This is a genomic window from Streptomyces zaomyceticus, from assembly GCF_014656215.1.
Lineage (GTDB): Bacteria > Actinomycetota > Actinomycetes > Streptomycetales > Streptomycetaceae > Streptomyces > Streptomyces zaomyceticus.
The window spans coordinates 170588-187824 of sequence record NZ_BNBZ01000003.1 but is presented as its reverse complement, the minus strand read 5'-3'; the positions used below and the strand labels follow the sequence as shown (position 1 = coordinate 187824).

Here is a 17237-nt window from a genome sequence, read left to right as displayed (position 1 = left end):
GGGTCGTACGGTGGTTGCATGCGGCCCGTTTCCAAGATCGAACGTTCGGTGGCGCCCTTCGAGGTCGTCAGCTCCTACCAGCCCAGCGGCGACCAGCCGACGGCCATCGCCGACCTGGAGCGGCGTATCCGCGCGGGCGAGAAGGACGTCGTGCTCCTCGGTGCCACCGGTACCGGAAAGTCGGCCACCACCGCGTGGATGATCGAGAAGCTCCAGCGCCCCACCCTGGTGATGGCGCCGAACAAGACGCTGGCCGCGCAGCTGGCGAACGAGTTCCGCGAGCTCCTGCCGAACAACGCGGTGGAGTACTTCGTCTCGTACTACGACTACTACCAGCCCGAGGCGTACGTCCCGCAGTCGGACACGTACATCGAGAAGGACTCCTCCATCAACGAGGAGGTGGAGCGGCTCCGCCACTCCGCGACGAACTCCCTGCTCACCCGCAGGGACGTCATCGTCGTCGCCTCCGTCTCCTGCATCTACGGCCTCGGCACCCCCCAGGAGTACGTGGACCGGATGGTCCCGCTCAAGGTCGGCGAGGAGCTCGACCGCGACCAGCTGCTGCGCCGCTTCGTCGACATCCAGTACACGCGCAACGACCTGGCGTTCACCCGCGGCACCTTCCGGGTCCGCGGCGACACCATCGAGATCTTCCCGGTGTACGAGGAGCTCGCCGTCCGCATCGAGATGTTCGGCGACGAGATCGAGGCCCTCTCCACCCTCCACCCGCTGACCGGCGAGGTCATCAGCGAGGACCGCGAGCTGTACGTGTTCCCCGCCAGCCACTACGTCGCGGGTCCCGAGCGCATGGAGCGCGCGGTCAACGACATCGAGCGCGAGCTGGAGGGCCGGCTCGCCGAACTCGACAAGCAGGGCAAGCACCTGGAGTCCCAGCGTCTGCGCATGCGGACCACGTACGACCTGGAGATGATGCGCCAGATCGGCTCCTGCTCCGGCATCGAGAACTACTCGATGCACTTCGACGGACGCGACCCCGGCTCCGCGCCCAACACCCTCATCGACTACTTCCCCGAGGACTTCCTGCTCGTCATCGACGAGTCGCACGTCACCGTGCCGCAGATCGGCGCCATGTACGAGGGCGACGCCTCCCGCAAGCGGACCCTGGTCGACCACGGCTTCCGGCTCCCGTCCGCCCTCGACAACCGCCCGCTGAAGTGGGAGGAGTTCCAGGAGCGGATCGGCCAGACCGTCTACCTCTCCGCGACCCCCGGGACGTACGAGCTCTCGCGCGGCGACGGCTTCGTCGAGCAGATCATCCGCCCCACCGGGCTCGTCGACCCCGAGGTCGTCGTCAAGCCCACCGAGGGACAGATCGACGACCTGGTCCACGAGATCCGGCTGCGCACCGAGCGGGACGAGCGGGTCCTCGTCACCACCCTCACCAAGAAGATGGCCGAGGACCTCACCGACTACTTCCTGGAGCTCGGCATCCAGGTGCGCTATCTGCACAGCGACGTCGACACCCTGCGCCGCATCGAGCTGCTGCGCGAGCTGCGCGCCGGTGAGTACGACGTCCTCGTCGGCATCAACCTGCTCCGGGAGGGCCTCGACCTCCCCGAGGTGTCCCTCGTGGCCATCCTCGACGCGGACAAGCAGGGCTTCCTGCGCTCCGGGACGTCCCTGATCCAGACGATCGGCCGTGCCGCGCGAAACGTCTCGGGTCAGGTCCACATGTACGCGGACCGGATCACCCCCGCGATGGAGCAGGCCATCGACGAGACCAACCGCCGTCGCGAGAAGCAGATCGCGTACAACACGGAGCACGGCATCGACCCGCAGCCGCTCCGCAAGAAGATCAACGACATCGTCGCGACCATCGCGCGCGAGGAGATCGACACCGAGGAGCTCCTCGGCAGCGGCTATCGGCAGGGCAAGGAGGGCAAGGGCGCCAAGGCCCCCGTCCCCTCGCTCGCCGCGCACGGCGCCAAGGGCGGGGGCAAGGCCGGCTCGACGGTGCAGCTGGGCGACCGGCCCGCCACCGAACTGGCCGCGATCATCGAGGAGATGACCGACCGGATGCGCGCCGCGGCCGCCGAGCTGCAGTTCGAGGTGGCCGCCCGGCTCCGCGACGAAGTGGGAGAGCTGAAGAAGGAGTTGCGCCAGATGAAGGAAGCGGGACTCGCCTGACCGGACACGGTCCGGTGTGTTGCAAGACCGACACAAATCCGGACCGCGGCTCTGCGGTGTCAGTACCTCTGCGTAGGGTGCTGACAACCGCACGCACCGGACAGCGGGCGCGGGGAACGCCAAACGAGAGGGGCAAGCGCGTGACGGTCAACATGACCAAGGGTCAGGCCATCAGCCTGGAGAAGCAGGGCGGAGGCAGCCTCAGCCAGGTGCGGATGGGGCTCGGCTGGCAGGCGGCACCGCGTCGGGGCCTCTTCGGCAAGCGCACGCAGGAGATCGACCTGGACGCCTCGGCCGTCCTCTTCGCGGACAAGCAGCCGGTCGACGTGGTCTTCTTCCGTCACCTGGTCAGCGACGACGGCTCGGTCAAGCACACCGGCGACAACCTCGTCGGCGGCGCCGGCCAGGGCGGGGACGACGAGGCGATCCTCGTCGACCTCCAGCGGGTCCCGGTCCACATCGACCAGATCGTCTTCACGGTGAACTCCTTCACCGGTCAGACGTTCCAGGAGGTGCAGAACGCCTTCTGCCGGATCGTCGACGAGGCGAACGGCCAGGAGCTCGCGCGCTACACCCTGGACGGCGGCGGCAACTACACCGCGCAGATCATGGCGAAGGTGCACCGGGTCGGTTCCGGCTGGCAGATGACGGCCCTCGGCAACCCGGCGAACGGCCGCACGTTCCAGGACCTGATGCCCGCGATCCTGCCGCACCTGTAGGCGGCCCGCGCAGCACGCACCCACAGCTCCCGGAGGCGGCAGGCCACCGGGAGCTGTCCCGCATGAGTCACACCATTCACCGAACCATGTGCACCGCTTCCACCACGTGCACCGCATGAGCCGCATGAACCGCGCCGGGAAACGCTGAGGGGACAGAGTCGATGACGGCCGAGCTGGTCCGGGGGCAGAACCACCCCCTGCCCGACACCCGACTGGAGATCCGGGTGTCGGCCGGTCACCCTGTCCTCGCCGGAGCCACGCTCTGCGACGAACAGGGCAGAGTTCCGGGCGTGGAGTGGATCGCCCACCCCGGCTCGCCCTCCCTCCCGGGCGTCGACGTCCCCCGGCAGGCGGCCGCCGACCACCGTCTCACCGTCGACCTGGAGGCCGTGCCCGGCGCCGTCCACCGCGTGTCGGTGCTCCTCGCGCTGCCCGGCCCGCGCACCGGTGGAACCACCCGCTTCGGAACGGTCGCCGCCCCCTTCGTCGCCGTCACCGATCACGACGGCACCGCGATCGCCAGCTACACGATCACCGGCCTCGACAGCGAGTCCGCCGTCGTCGCCCTGGAGCTGTACCGGCGCCAGGGCAGCTGGAAGGTCCGCGCCATGGGTCAGGGGTACGAGGGCGGGCTCGCCGCCCTCCTCGGCGACCAGGGCCTGGAGCGCCCGGCCGACCTGGCCGCGTCGATCCTGGCGGCGGTCGCGCCGGAGCCCGCCCCGGTCACCGCGCCGCAGCACGTCCCGGAGGCGGAGCGCGTACGCCGCACGGCGCCGGCGACCGCGTCGGACCCGGCCCCGACCGCCCCGGTGACACCGCCGCCGACCCCGGCGACGGGAACGGGCCCGGGCACGGGCGCGCCCACCCCGGCCATGGGCTCGACCACGCCCACCCCCGCGGCGGGCACCTCCGCCTCCGCCTCCTCCGCCTCCGGCGGCCCCGTCGACTACTCCCACCCGCGCCGCCGGGCGACACCCGCGTCCGCACCGGCGCCCGCGCCCGAGCCCCGGCAGGCTCCGCCCACTCCGGTCGCGGGGGACGCGTCGGGCTGGTCCATGGACGAGCGCCTGTACAACCAGGTCTGGGGCATGTTCGAGGACCTGGCCCGGACCGCCGCCGCCTACCGCAGCGCCTGCGACTTCGCGGAGTCCCGGCTCGACCGTGAGCTCGACGAGACCCTCTCCGACTACCGAGCCCGGGGCGGCGGCGCGAACGACGCCGCGCGGACCGCCGCCCGCGCCCGGCACGACGAGCTGGTGGAGCGGGCGCGCGAGGTCCTGGACCGGGACCTCGCCCAGCTCGCGGCCGAGTCCGAGGTCGTCGAGCCCGCCCTGCCGGTGGCGTTCGCCCGCTGGGACAACCCCGTCTGGCACGCCTACCGGGTCCCGGACGGGGACCCGATGGCCGTCCGGCTCGGCGACCTCCACCTCCCCGAGCGGACCGACCTGCGGATTCCCATGCTCGTCCGGCTGCCGCTGGAGCGTGGTCTCTGGGTGGACAGCGGCCGCGGCCGCTCCGAGGCCGCCGGCCTCCTCGACGAGGTCGAACTGCGGCGGCTCGCCCTGGACAGCGCTGTCGCGCACACGGCCCGGCTGCTCGCGGCGCATCCGGCGGGACAGTTCACCGTCCATGTCGTCGACCCGGCGGGCGCGGGCGCCGCCGCGCTCGCGCCGCTCGTGGAGACGGGCGTCCTCGCGGCCCCGCCGGCCCGGGGCGCGGCCGGGGTCTCGGCCGTCCTGGAGCAGCTCACCGAGCGGGTCGACCTGCTGCAGATGGCGCTGCGGGCCGGTGCCTCCGACGCCCTGCCGCCCGGTCTGGACACCGCTCGGCAGCTGCTGCTGGTGCACGACTTCCCGCACGGTTTCGACGACCGGGCGGTCACCCGGCTGCGCTACCTCGCCGACGAGGGCCCGTCGGTCGGTGTCCATCTGCTGATGGTCGCGGACCGGGAGGACGCCTCCGCGTACGGGCCGCTGCTCGATCCGCTGTGGCGCTCGCTGCTGAGGCTCACACCGGTCCCCGACGACCACCTCGCCGATCCCTGGGTCGGCCATGCCTGGTCGTACGAGCCGCCGATCCTTCCGCCGGGCAGCGGAGTCCTCCGGCAGGTCCTCGCGCGCGTGGCGGCCGCCCGCCATGGAAAGGGCTTCTGACCTGCGCTCTTGGGGGCTCTTTACCCTGCGCTTTACCTTTTCTTGGTCATTCGGGTAATGTTCTCGGCGCGGAGGGGAGTACTCCCCATGCGCGGCGTACCCGTCAATACGGACGGATCCTCAGGGTCCGATCCCGGGGCGTCGGCCCGGCGGCGATCGCATCGTCTCGGGTGGAAGAGACCTCCGGCAGCGACGACGCTGATCAGTAGCCGTACGACGCCGGAGGCGCAGTGGACGTTTCAATGACCATGTGGGTGCTGACCGTTCTCGGTCTGTGTGCCCTGATCGGTGCCGACTTCTTCATCGGGCGCAAGCCCCATGACGTGTCGGTGAAGGAAGCGGGGATCTGGACGGGCGTCTGGATCGTCCTCGCGGGTCTGTTCGGGCTCGGCCTGTGGTTCGCCGGTGAAACCCAGGCCTCCGGAGAGTTCTTCGCCGGCTACATCACCGAGAAGTCGCTCAGTGTCGACAACCTGTTCGTCTTCGTCCTGATCATGGCGAAGTTCGCGGTCCCCTCCCATCTCCAGCAGCGTGTGCTGCTGGTGGGCGTGGTGATCGCCCTGGTGCTCCGTACGATCTTCATCGCCGCGGGCGCCGCGATCATCGCGAACTTCTCGTGGGTCTTCTACATCTTCGGCGCGTTCCTGATCTACACCGCCTGGAAGCTCATCCAGGAGGCGCGCTCCGACCAAGAGGACGAGATCCCGGAGAACCGCGTCCTCAAGATGGCCGAGAAGCGGTTCGGCGTCGCCGACCGGTACCACGGCACCAAGCTGTTCATCAAGGTCAACGGCAAGCGGGTGATGACCCCGCTGATGGTCGTCATGCTCGCCATCGGCACCACCGACATCCTCTTCGCCCTCGACTCCATCCCGGCGATCTTCGGCCTCACCCAGGACCCGTACATCGTCTTCACCGCCAACGCCTTCGCCCTCATGGGTCTGCGGCAGCTGTACTTCCTGATCGGCGGCCTGCTCAAGAAGCTGGTCCACCTCAGCTACGGCCTGTCGGTGATCCTCGGCTTCATCGGCGTCAAGCTCGTGCTGCACGCCCTGCACGAGTCCGGGGTGCACGTCCCGGAGATCTCCATCCCGTTCTCGCTCGCGTTCATCTGCCTCGTCCTGATCGTCACCACGATCACCAGCCTCATCGCCTCCAAGCGACAGGCTCAGCGGGAGGCCGCCGAAAGCGTGGCCGACGCCGACGGTGCCGAGAAGGACAGCATCGGCGCCTGACGCGGCACACACGGCGACGGCCGGCCGGGGATCTCCCCGGCCGGCCGTCGCCGTTTCCGTCTCAGGTGGAGACGGGCTCCGGGGCGGGCCGCTGCCCGGCCCGGGCCGGGAGGGTCTCGGGCAGGAGGGCGAAGCAGGCCAGGCTGACGAGCGCGACCAGCGTCAGATAGGCCGCCACACCCCAGGGCGGGCCGGAGCCGCCGTCGGAGAGGGCGGTGGCGACCAGCGGAGTGAGAGCGCCGCCCAGGACGCCGGCGAGGTTGTAGCCGACGGCGGCGCCCGTGCAGCGGACCCGGGGCTCGTACAGCTCCGGGAGGTACGCGGCGACCACCGCGAACATCGTGATGAACGCGAGCAGCGCTCCCAGGAAGCCCAGGAACATCAGGAACGGCCGTGCCGTGTGCAGCAGCGCCACCATCGGGAACATCCAGAGCGCGGAAGCGGCGCACCCCGCGAGACAGAGCGGCCGGCGGCCCCAGCGGTCGCCGAGGAGGGCCACGAAGGGGGTGGCCGCGCCCTTGATCGCGACGGCCGCCATGACACAGGTCAGCATCACGGTGCTGCTCACCCCGAGCCGCTCGGTGCCGTAGGCGAGGGCCCAGGTGGAGACCGTGTAGAAGGTGGCGTACCCGACCGCGAGCGCCCCGGCCGTCAGCAGGACGAGCCGCCAGTGGTCGCGCGCGACCTCCGCCAGCGGGGCGCCCGCGCGCTTCCCCGCCGCGGACAGCTCCTCGAACTGGGGGGTCTCCGCAAGGGAGGAGCGCAGCAGCAGTCCGGCCGCCGCGAGCACACCCGCGGCCCAGAACGGCACCCGCCATCCCCAGGAGCGGAACTCGGCGTCGCTCAGGCCGGCCGAGAGCGCCAGCATCACCCCGTTCGCCAGGAGGAAGCCGACCGCCGGACCGATCTGGGGGAAGCTCGCCCACAGCGCACGCCGGTGCGCGGGGGCGTGCTCGGCGGTGAGCAGGACCGCCCCGCCCCATTCGCCGCCGAGGCCCAGGCCCTGGAGGAAGCGGAGGACGAGCAGCAGCACCGGGGCGGCGATGCCGAGCGTCGCGTACGTGGGGACGCAGCCGACCGCGACGGTGGCGCAGCCGGTCAGGAGCAGTGAGGCGAAGAGGACGGGGCGGCGTCCGTACCGGTCGCCGACGTGCCCGAAGAGGATCGAGCCCAGCGGCCGGGACACGAAGCCGACGGCGAAGGTGCCGAAGGCGGCCAGGGTGCCGGCGAGCGGGGAGAAGGTCGGGAAGAAGAGCGGCCCCAGGACGAGGGCGGCGGCGGTCCCGTAGACGAAGAAGTCGAAGAACTCGATGGCGGTGCCGGCGAGCGAGGCGGCGGCGACCCTCCCCATCGACGGCGGGGCGGCCGGCACGGGTGGAACACGGGGAGCGGGCAGCGACGGAGAGTGACTGGGGTCCATGCCGCGCCAACTACCCTGCCGCCGTCCGGGTTACGGGGGCGTGCGGAAGCGCGCGGCTGCTCAGCCGCGCGCTCTCGGTCGCCGGTGGATCACCAGCCGCGCTCGCGCCACTCCGCCAGGGACGGGCGCTCGTCACCGAGCGTGGTGTCCTTGCCGTGGCCCGGATAGATCCAGGACTCGTCCGGGAGGACCGCGAAGAGCTTGGTCTCCACGTCGTGGATCAGGCTCGCGAAGGCCTCCGGGTCCTTCCGGGTATTGCCCACGCCGCCGGGGAAGAGGCAGTCGCCGGTGAAGACGTGGGGGTGGCCGTGCTGGTCGTCGTAGACGAGGGCGATCGAGCCCGGGGTGTGTCCGACCAGCCGGCGCGCGGTCAGCTCGACCCGGCCCACCCGGATCGTGTCGCCGTCCTCGACGGGCACGTCGGTCGCGACGGGGATGCCCTCCGCGTCGTACGCCCCCGCGTAGGTGACGGCGCCGGTCGCGGCGACCACCTCGGCGAGCGCCTGCCAGTGGTCGCCGTGCCGGTGGGTGGTGACGACGGCCTTGATGCCGTCGTCACCGATCAGCGTGAGGAGCGTCTCCGCGTCGTTGGCCGCGTCGATGAGCAGCTGCTCGCCGGTCGCCCGGCAGCGCAGCAGATACGCGTTGTTGTCCATCGGACCGACCGCGACCTTGGAGATCATCAGGTCCGTCAGTTCGTGCACATCGGCCGGTCCGCCGACCTTCACCGCTCCGCTGTACGTCATGGGCTCAGCCTATCGCCGGGCACCGACGGGCGGGCGCCCGGCCGACGGCCTACAGCGGCGGGAGCTCCGGAAGGCCGTCGCCCTCGAGGACGGCGAGATGGGCGCCCTTGAGGTCGCGGCCGGAGAGCCAGCCGAGCAGCTCCACGGCGGGGCCGCCCAGGACGACGGGGGTGCCTTCGGCGCCGCCGGTCGTCCACGCGGGGCCGTTCTCCTCGTACCCGACGCGCAACGTCACCGGCGGGACCTCGGGGCGGCCGGACCAGCGGTCGGCGAGGAAGTCGATCTCCCGCAGGACGAACTCCTCGGGAAGGTCCTTCAGGTCGTAGCCGATCCCCAGGTCCACATGGTGCAGGTCCACCTCGACCCAGCGTCGGAAGGGGATGCGGGCGGCCGCGTCCGTGACGCCGTTGCGGAGTTCGACGGTCCGCGCCCAGTCGGCGGGTTCGGCGCCCACGGCCTGGAAGCGCTCGGCGCTCTCGCGCAGGTCGGCGACGTGGACGTCCAGTGGGCGCGGGGCGTCGCGCTCGATGTCGGTGTCGCGGGTCGCGGCGTCCTCGTACATGGGCCGGCCCCGGAGGACGTTCACCAGGGCATCGGCGTTGCGGGCGATGTGGGCCAGAACATGGCCACGGGTCCAGCCGGGAAGCCGTGACGGCTCGGCCAGCGCCGCGTTGTCCAGGGAGGCGGCCGCGTCGAGGAGTCGCTCGGTCGCTTCGCGTACAGAGGCCAGGTCACGCACATGGTCGATCATGGCGCCGACCCTAGCGCCGCCACTCGATCGGGTGAAGCGGTGCGATCGAGGCCGGAAATCGAATGTACGTGCTATAGGCTCGACGGAAGCATCCGGCATCCTTGGTTGTTGGGTACTCAGGCACATCAAGACATCTTTGCGACCCGCACTCTCTGTGCCTCCGCTCTCTCAAGAAAGGTGCGGACCGGCGTGACCGACCGTCTCATCGTCCGTGGCGCTCGTGAGCACAACCTCAAGAACGTCTCGCTCGACCTCCCGCGTGACTCCCTGATCGTCTTCACCGGGCTCTCGGGGTCGGGCAAGTCCTCCCTCGCGTTCGACACGATCTTCGCCGAGGGGCAGCGCCGGTACGTCGAGTCGCTCTCCTCGTACGCCCGGCAGTTCCTCGGCCAGATGGACAAGCCGGACGTCGACTTCATCGAGGGTCTGTCGCCCGCCGTCTCCATCGACCAGAAGTCGACCTCGCGCAACCCGCGCTCGACGGTCGGCACCATCACGGAGGTCTACGACTACCTCCGCCTGCTCTTCGCCCGCATCGGCAAGCCGCACTGTCCCGAGTGCCGGCGGCCGATCTCCCGCCAGTCGCCGCAGGCCATCGTCGACCGGGTCCTCGAGCTCCCCGAGGGCAGCCGCTTCCAGGTGCTCTCCCCGCTCGTGCGCGAGCGCAAGGGCGAGTTCGTCGACCTCTTCGCCGACCTCCAGACCAAGGGCTACAGCCGCGCCCGAGTCGACGGCGTGACCGTACAGCTGAGCGAACCGCCGACGCTGAAGAAGCAGGAAAAGCACACGATCGAGGTAGTCGTCGACCGCCTCACCGTGAAGGACAGCGCCAAGCGCCGCCTCACCGACTCCGTCGAGACCGCGCTCGGACTCTCCGGCGGCATGGTCGTGCTCGACTTCGTCGACCTCCCCGAGGACGACCCCGAGCGCGAGCGGATGTACTCGGAGCACCTGTACTGCCCGTACGACGACCTGTCCTTCGAGGAGCTCGAGCCGCGCTCCTTCTCCTTCAACTCGCCCTTCGGCGCCTGCCCCGACTGCACCGGCATCGGCACCCGGATGGAGGTCGACCCGGAGCTGATCGTCCCGGACGAGGACAAGTCCCTCGACGAGGGCGCCATCCACCCCTGGTCGCACGGCCACACCAAGGAGTACTTCGGCCGGCTCATCGGCGGTCTCTCGCAGGCCCTCGGCTTCAGCACGGACATGCCGTACGCGGGACTGCCGCAGCGCGCCAAGAAGGCGCTGATGTACGGGCACAAGACCCAGGTCGAGGTCCGCTACCGCAACCGCTACGGGCGGGAGCGGGCGTACACCACCCCAGCCTTCGAAGGTGCCGTCTCCTTCGTCAAGCGGCGCCACACCGAGGCCGAGAGCGACTCCAGCCGTGAGCGCTTCGAGGGCTATATGCGCGAGGTGCCCTGCCCCACCTGCGAGGGCACCCGTCTGAAGCCGATCGTCCTCGCGGTCACGGTCATGGAGAAGTCCATCGCCGAGGTCTCCGGGATGTCGATCAGCGACTGCGCCGAGTTCCTCTCCCGCCTCACGCTGAACGCCCGGGACAAGAAGATCGCCGAGCGGGTCCTCAAGGAGGTCAACGAGCGGCTGCGGTTCCTGGTCGACGTCGGCCTCGACTACCTCTCGCTCAACCGGGCCGCCGGCACCCTCTCCGGCGGCGAGGCCCAGCGCATCCGGCTCGCCACCCAGATCGGCTCCGGCCTGGTCGGTGTGCTGTACGTGCTCGACGAGCCGTCCATCGGTCTCCACCAGCGCGACAACCACCGGCTCATCGAGACCCTCGTACGGCTCCGGGACATGGGCAACACGCTCATCGTCGTCGAGCACGACGAGGACACGATCAAGGTCGCGGACTGGGTCGTCGACATCGGCCCCGGCGCCGGTGAGCACGGCGGCAAGGTCGTCCACTCCGGCACCATGAAGGAGCTCCTCGCCAACGAGGAGTCGATCACCGGGCAGTACCTGTCCGGCCGCAGGGCGATCCCCACCCCGGACATCCGCCGCCCGGTGGACCCCGGACGCCGGCTCACCGTGCACGGCGCCCGCGAGAACAACCTGCGGGACATCGACGTCTCCTTCCCGCTGGGCGTCCTCACCGCCGTCACCGGCGTCTCCGGCTCCGGAAAGTCGACCCTGGTCAACGACATCCTCTACACCCACCTGGCGCGCGAGCTGAACGGCGCCAAGTCGGTGCCCGGACGCCACACGCGAGTGGACGGCGACGACCTCGTCGACAAGGTCGTGCACGTCGACCAGTCCCCGATCGGCCGCACCCCGCGCTCGAACCCGGCGACCTACACCGGCGTCTTCGACCACGTCCGCAAGCTCTTCGCCGAGACGATGGAGGCCAAGGTCCGGGGCTACCTGCCCGGCCGCTTCTCCTTCAACGTCAAGGGCGGCCGCTGCGAGAACTGCTCCGGCGACGGCACCATCAAGATCGAGATGAACTTCCTCCCGGACGTCTACGTCCCGTGCGAGGTCTGCCACGGCGACCGGTACAACCGGGAGACCCTGGAGGTCCACTACAAGGGCAAGTCCATCGCCGAGGTCCTGAACATGCCGATCGAGGAGGCCCTCGACTTCTTCGAGGCCGTCCCGACGATCTCGCGCCACCTGCGCACGCTCAACGAGGTCGGCCTCGGGTACGTCCGGCTCGGCCAGTCCGCGCCGACGCTCTCCGGCGGCGAGGCGCAGCGCGTGAAGCTCGCCTCCGAGCTCCAGAAGCGCTCGACGGGCCGCACGGTCTACGTCCTCGACGAGCCGACCACCGGTCTGCACTTCGAGGACATCTCGAAGCTGATCAAGGTGCTGTCCGGCCTGGTCGACAAGGGCAACTCGGTGATCGTCATCGAGCACAACCTCGATGTCATCAAGACCGCCGACTGGCTCATCGACATGGGCCCCGAGGGCGGCAACGGCGGCGGCGTGGTCGTCGCCGAGGGCACGCCGGAGGAGGTGGCCTCGGTCCCGGAGAGCCACACCGGCAAGTTCCTGCGCGAGATCCTCGGCGCGGACCGGATCAGCGACGCCGGGGTGACGGTCCCGGCGGCCCGGGGCACGAAGAAGGCGGCGGCGAAGAAGGCCCCTGCCAAGAAGGCCGCGACGACCAAGGCCGCCGCGAGCAGGACCGCGGCCACCAAGGCCGCCGCTCCGGCGAAGAAGACGGCCACGAAGGCGACGGCCACGAAGGCCGCCGCCAAGAAGACGGCGACCCGGGCCCGCAAGGCCTGACCTCGGAGGCAGGGCCCCCGCCACGGGGGCCCTGCCGCACGGGGCACGCACCCCGGGCCCGGAGGTCGGCGCCGCGCACCACGCCGGTATCGTCGGTTCGGTCACGCCTTGCCCCGATCCACCGTGGAGCGCCCATGTCCGGCCAGTCCAGCCGCCGCACCGTACTGAAGGGCGCCGCTCTCGCCGGTGCCGCCGGGCTGGGAGTCGCCGCCTGCTCCACCGATTCCAAGCTCGGCCACGCCGAGGTGCCCACCCCGACCGCTCCGGTCGCCCTCGGCGCCCCGGACGAGGTCCCCGTCGGCGGTGCCAAGCTCTACCGCGAGCAGCGGGTCCTGGTGAGCTGTCCGGCCAAGGGCCAGTACAAGGCCTTCAGCGCCCAGTGCACCCACGCCGGCTGCGTCCTCGACAAGATCGAGAACAACGAGGGCAACTGCCCCTGCCACGGCAGCCGCTTCGACGTCACCACCGGCAAGGCGCTCAAGGGCCCGGCCACCGTCCCGCTTCCCGAGGTCCCGGTCCGCGTCGAGAACGGCAAGCTGGTCGCCGGCCCCGAGGCCTGAGCCCCGAAGCCCGAGCCCCGAAGTCCGAGCCGTCGACTGCAGGACTCCCCGGCTCCCCGGATTCGCGGGGTCGCCCGGGTCACGTCCAGTCCCAGTCGACCCCCAGGATCCCCGGGCGTACGCCCTGCTCCACGACGTGCACCGCCCGGTGCCGGCCGCTCAGGGTCAGCTCCGCACGGCCCCCGCGCGGCGCACCCGTAGACGCCTGCGCGAACCTCCGGCACCGCACCGGCAGGGCCGCCTCGTCGAAGCGCACCTGAAGCACGTACTGCCCGCCCGCGAAGCTGAACCCGCGGACGTACTCCCCGCTCGGCCCCGCCGTACCGTCCTCGAAGCCGTACGAGAAGAGATACGTGTCCCCGGCCCGCAGCCGGGCGTCGAAGAGCAGCTCCGCGATCAGCACCCCGGTCCCCGCGTGCCACCGCACCCGCCCGGTCCGGCAGTTCTCCACCGCCCGCACGGCCACCCGGGACGGATCGCAGCCGGGATCGCCGTGGTGGATGGCCAGATAGCGGTCCACACCGTCCCGGTGCGCCCGCACCACATGCTGCGACTCGCGTCCCACCAGCTCCCGCCCGGCCCCGATCCGCACCCGCTCGTGGTGCCCCACCGTGTGCAGCCCGCCGTCCGTAGGTGACTCCAGCTCCGCGAGCAGCTCCTCGACCGAGCCCGACGCCTCCACCAGGGAGCGGTACGACCGGGCCGCTGGGCGCTCCACCTCGGACCGCGCCGCCGTGTCGTCCGTGAGCAGCCGCAGCAGCGAGTTCCCGGGCAGCCGGAGCACCTCCTCGAGGGCGCTGACGGCCTTCAGCGACTCCGGCCGCTGGGGTCGGCGGGCGCCCTGCTGCCAGTAGCTCAGACTCGTCACCCCGACCTTGACGCCCCGGTGCGCGAGATGGTGCTGGACCCGCTGGAGCGGCAGTCCGCGCACGGCCAGCGCGGTCCGCAGGGCCAGATGGAAGGGGCCGGTGTGCAGTATCTGCACGAGATCTGCCTCGGTGTGGCTCACGAGGACTCCTCAGTGAACATTCACGGTGGGGGTGCGGACCGTCGCGCCGCGTGGGGTGGGCGGGCTGGTGGGCCGAGGGCGTCCGTTCACACCCGGGTCACACCGTTCACAGTCCGATGTCACCCCGCATTGAAGCGTGTTGACCGGATCCGGACAACGGAAGATGCTCCTGACCAGCGTCCGGACGTGCTCCTGCACCCCCCCATCCCCACCCCCCGCCCCAGGGAGGAACGCGATGCGCAGAAGAAAGCTGAACCTCGCGGCACTCGCCGCAGCCGCCCTCTTTCTCGTCCCCACCACCTCGGCGTCCGCCGCACCCGCTGCCGAGGACGCCGCCGCCCTCGGCTCCAAGCGGCTGAACATCACCATGCAGGCCCAGCAGAAGACCAACTGGTGCTGGGCGGCGGGCGGCAACACCATCGCCACCTGGTTCGGCCGCAACTACAGCCAGAACCAGTTCTGCAACGCCGCCTTCAACCGTCAGCAGGGCTACGACTGCCCCAACAACCAGGCCACCCTCGGCAACGTCCAGACCGGGCTGAGCTGGGCGGGCGTCAACCCCGGCTCGTACGTCACCGGCTGGCTGCGCTACTCGACCGTACAGACCGAGATCAACGCCGACCGGCCGATCGAGACCCGCATCCAGTGGTCCGGCGGCGGCGGACACATGCACGTGATCTACGGCTACGACGACGCCAACAGCTGGGTGTACTGGGGCGATCCCTGGCCCTCCAGCGACCGCTACAACTGGGCCTCGCACGCCTGGTACGTCGACAACAGCTCCTTCTCCTGGACCCACTCGCTCTACCGGATCGGGGCGTGACGGCCATGAACGCACGTGCCACGGGCGCCGGCCTCCTCACCACCGCCGCCCTCGTCCTCCTCGGGGCGCTGCCGGCGGACGCCGTCGAGGCCCTGCCGCCCGCTCCGACCCCCGAACAGGCCGCGTCCGCGCCGGGGACCCTGGACACCCTGTCCCGGTTCTTCGCCCGGGACGGCGCCGTCGCCCGCTCGGCCGCCGCGCCGCGCGTCGAGGGCGGATCCGTGCCGGTACGGATCCTCTCCCCGGACTTCGTCTCGGGGAAGGCCGGTGCGCCGGTCGCCCGGGTCGAGTTCCGGGCCAGCAGGGCGGTGTCCTCGGACGGCCAGAAGGCCTCGCTGTGGACGGTGAAGCGGGGCGGCGGCTGGCAGGTGGTGAACATCGCCACCGGCGACGACGAGATCCGCTACACGGAACAGGGCGGGCGGGTGCTGCCCGGCGGTCTGGTGTTCCGTGAGCCGCAGATCGACGCGTGGTACGTCCAGAAGGGTGCGAGGGTGCTCCCGCTGGACGAGGACGCGATACGGGCCGTCGGCCGGAACGGGACGAGCCTCGGCGCGTACCGGGAGCGGGTCGTCCGCGCGTACGGCGACAAGCTGCCCGGCTCGGCCTACGCGAAGAAGGGGGTGGCGGGCGGGTACGGGCCGCAGGCAGGAGCACCGGCGCCCGCGCCGGCGTCCCGATCGGCCGCCGCCGCCCACGCGGAGCCCGCCGTCACCGTGGCTTCGGCCACGGCGGGCGCGGGCGCGGCCCTGGGCCTGGTCCTGATGTCCGCGGCGGCGGTGCGTCGACGCCGCGGGGCGAAGGAGACCTGAGCCGCCCGGCGCCGGGGGCGGGCCGCACCGGCCCGCCCCCCGGCGCCTCCGGACGGCGCCCCGGACCACCCGGGGTCCGGGGCGCCGCTCAGAAGCGGAACCGGGCCTTGACCGGGTAGTGGTCCGACTGGCCCGCGTCGGCCGTCACCTCGCACGAGACGACCGTCCCGGTGGACGGGCCGAACAGGTAGTCGATCTTGATGCTGCGGCCGGTCAGCGGCTTCGTGGACCGGCCGTCGCGCGGCCGCGTGCTCGAAAGCCCCTCGTCGCACTCCTCGTCCGCCGCGTAGGCCGAGGTCAGGACGTCCTTGGGAAGGTCCGACGAGGCCGAGTCCGGCGGGGTGACGTTGAGGTCGCCGCCGTAGACGGTCCGGTAGCCGGGCTGGGTGTACGCGTGGACGATCTCCTGGAACTTCGCGGCCTGCTCCCTGCGCTTCGAGCCGTCCGCGTCGTCCGTCTTCAGGCCGGCGCTGAAGTGGGCCGTGCAGAACTGCAGCGCCTGGGCCGGGAGAACGGCGCAGATCGCGGTCCGCTGCTCCATGCGCTCCCAGACGCCGTCGACGGTCCTGTTCTGCGGCGAGGGCAGGTCGTACGAGTGGTACCAGACGTTGGCGTCCGGCACCGCCAGACCGATGCCGTAGGAGCCGCGGTCCTTCCAGGCCCCCGCCGAACCGGAGTTGTCACAGGTCCGGGCGGCCTTCACCGAGGACTTGTCGACGGCGAAGGCGATGGGAGCGAAACGTACGTCCCATCCGGTCCCCGTCCTCGCCTCCAGCTGTGCCTCGATCGACTTGGCGTGCGACTCGCACATCTCCTGGAGGAACACGGCACGGTACTGCTGCGCCTCCGCCGTGGTGCCCATCCGGTCGGTGATCCGGGAGCCCAGGGCGGACCCTTCGACCCGGTGGTTCCCGCAGGCGGAGTTGTGGTTCGCGCAGACGTTCCACGACATCACGCGGAAGTCGGCCGCCGGGGCGGGGGAGGCGGGGGCGGGGCGGCCGCCCGCGTCGCTCGCGTTCTCCTCGCCCAGGGCGACGAGCTGGAACTTCTGCCAGGAGCCGACCGTGTCCCCCCGTGCCCGCAGCAGCCCCGCGTCGGTTCCGGGGTCCTGCACCTCGGCGGTCACGTACTTGGGGCCGTCGTTCGTGACGGCCTTCAGGGCGTAGGTTCCGTCGGTCTGCTTCTCCAGCTGGAGCTTCTCCCAGTCGCCGGACGTGGTGCCCCGGGCCCGGAGCAGGTTCTGACGGCTGCCGGTGTAGCCCCGCTCGGTCGTGACGTAGTTCCCGTTGGCCTCCGAGCGCAGGGTGGCACTCGCCCCCTTGTCGTCGGTGTGCAGCGTGAACTTCTCCCAGGAACCCAGGTCGTCGAGCGAGGCCGCGGCCTTGCGGGCCCGCAGCATGGCCTGCCCGCTGCCGACGGTCTCGACCTCCACCGACACATAGAGCCCGCCGGCGCCCACGGACCTCAGCGCGTACTTGTCGCTCGCCGTGACGGGGACCGGACGGGCCTCCACCGCCTGGGCCTGCGCGGGTGTCATGGCGATCACCGCGAACAGAGCGGAACACAGCACCGCCAGGCGGCGCGCTGCCTGTCTCATCTTCTTACCCCACCT

Annotated in this window: 13 protein-coding genes; 8 read left to right on the top strand and 5 right to left on the bottom strand. The window is 71.1% G+C overall.

The features are described 5' to 3' along the window. Window positions 1-18: 18 nt before the first annotated feature. The 4 genes from uvrB to IE311_RS05925 all read left to right on the top strand — a co-directional run bounded on the left by uvrB (window position 19) and on the right by IE311_RS05925 (window position 6255). Window positions 19-2148 (top strand): excinuclease ABC subunit UvrB, encoded by a 2130-nt coding sequence (uvrB, locus tag IE311_RS05940; protein ID WP_189830501.1) that lies wholly within the window; start codon window positions 19-21, stop codon window positions 2146-2148. Window positions 2149-2288: 140 nt separating this feature from the next. Beyond that, window positions 2289-2867 (top strand): TerD family protein, encoded by a 579-nt coding sequence (locus tag IE311_RS05935; RefSeq protein ID WP_189830500.1) that lies wholly within the window; start codon window positions 2289-2291, stop codon window positions 2865-2867. Window positions 2868-3028: 161 nt separating this feature from the next. Beyond that, a complete protein-coding gene (locus IE311_RS05930; RefSeq protein WP_189830499.1) occupies window positions 3029-5020 on the top strand; it encodes a TerD family protein in 1992 nt (663 codons plus the stop codon). Window positions 5021-5250: 230 nt separating this feature from the next. Beyond that, a complete protein-coding gene (locus IE311_RS05925; RefSeq protein ID WP_189830498.1) occupies window positions 5251-6255 on the top strand; it encodes a TerC family protein in 1005 nt (334 codons plus the stop codon). Between the two features lie 61 nt (window positions 6256-6316). On the opposite strand, the gene IE311_RS05920 is transcribed toward IE311_RS05925, so the two are convergent. From IE311_RS05920 to IE311_RS05910, 3 genes are all read right to left on the bottom strand, one after another. Continuing rightward, window positions 6317-7606: an MFS transporter gene (locus IE311_RS05920; protein ID WP_189830725.1), complete on the bottom strand. Its 1290-nt coding sequence runs from the start codon at window positions 7604-7606 to the stop codon at window positions 6317-6319. Between the two features lie 158 nt (window positions 7607-7764). Further along, window positions 7765-8421: an MBL fold metallo-hydrolase gene (locus IE311_RS05915; protein WP_189830497.1), complete on the bottom strand. Its 657-nt coding sequence runs from the start codon at window positions 8419-8421 to the stop codon at window positions 7765-7767. Between the two features lie 49 nt (window positions 8422-8470). Then, on the bottom strand, window positions 8471-9172 hold the full coding sequence (locus IE311_RS05910; RefSeq protein ID WP_189830496.1) for a maleylpyruvate isomerase family mycothiol-dependent enzyme: 702 nt from the start codon (window positions 9170-9172) through the stop codon (window positions 8471-8473). Between the two features lie 189 nt (window positions 9173-9361). Between IE311_RS05910 and uvrA the strand changes: the two genes are divergently transcribed. Continuing rightward, the gene (gene uvrA / locus IE311_RS05905; RefSeq protein ID WP_189830495.1) at window positions 9362-12421 is read left to right on the top strand and encodes an excinuclease ABC subunit UvrA; all 3060 of its coding nucleotides are present in this window, start codon (window positions 9362-9364) and stop codon (window positions 12419-12421) included. 134 nt (window positions 12422-12555) lie between these two features. Next, a complete protein-coding gene (locus IE311_RS05900; RefSeq protein WP_189830494.1) occupies window positions 12556-12981 on the top strand; it encodes a Rieske (2Fe-2S) protein in 426 nt (141 codons plus the stop codon). Window positions 12982-13060: 79 nt separating this feature from the next. Here the strand turns inward: IE311_RS05900 and IE311_RS05895 are convergent, their stop codons facing one another. Further along, a complete protein-coding gene (locus tag IE311_RS05895; protein ID WP_189830493.1) occupies window positions 13061-13990 on the bottom strand; it encodes a hypothetical protein in 930 nt (309 codons plus the stop codon). 235 nt (window positions 13991-14225) lie between these two features. On the opposite strand from IE311_RS05895, the gene IE311_RS05890 reads away from it, so the two are divergent. Next, on the top strand, window positions 14226-14813 hold the full coding sequence (locus IE311_RS05890; protein WP_189830492.1) for a papain-like cysteine protease family protein: 588 nt from the start codon (window positions 14226-14228) through the stop codon (window positions 14811-14813). A gap of 5 nt (window positions 14814-14818) precedes the next feature. Continuing rightward, window positions 14819-15625, top strand: coding sequence for a hypothetical protein (locus IE311_RS05885; protein ID WP_373313755.1), 807 nt, complete (start codon window positions 14819-14821; stop codon window positions 15623-15625). An 88-nt stretch (window positions 15626-15713) separates the two neighbouring features. On the opposite strand, the gene IE311_RS05880 is transcribed toward IE311_RS05885, so the two are convergent. Further along, complete coding sequence (locus IE311_RS05880) at window positions 15714-17222, bottom strand: hypothetical protein (RefSeq protein ID WP_189830490.1); 1509 nt, start codon at window positions 17220-17222, stop codon at window positions 15714-15716. Between the last annotated feature and the right edge of the window lie 15 nt (window positions 17223-17237).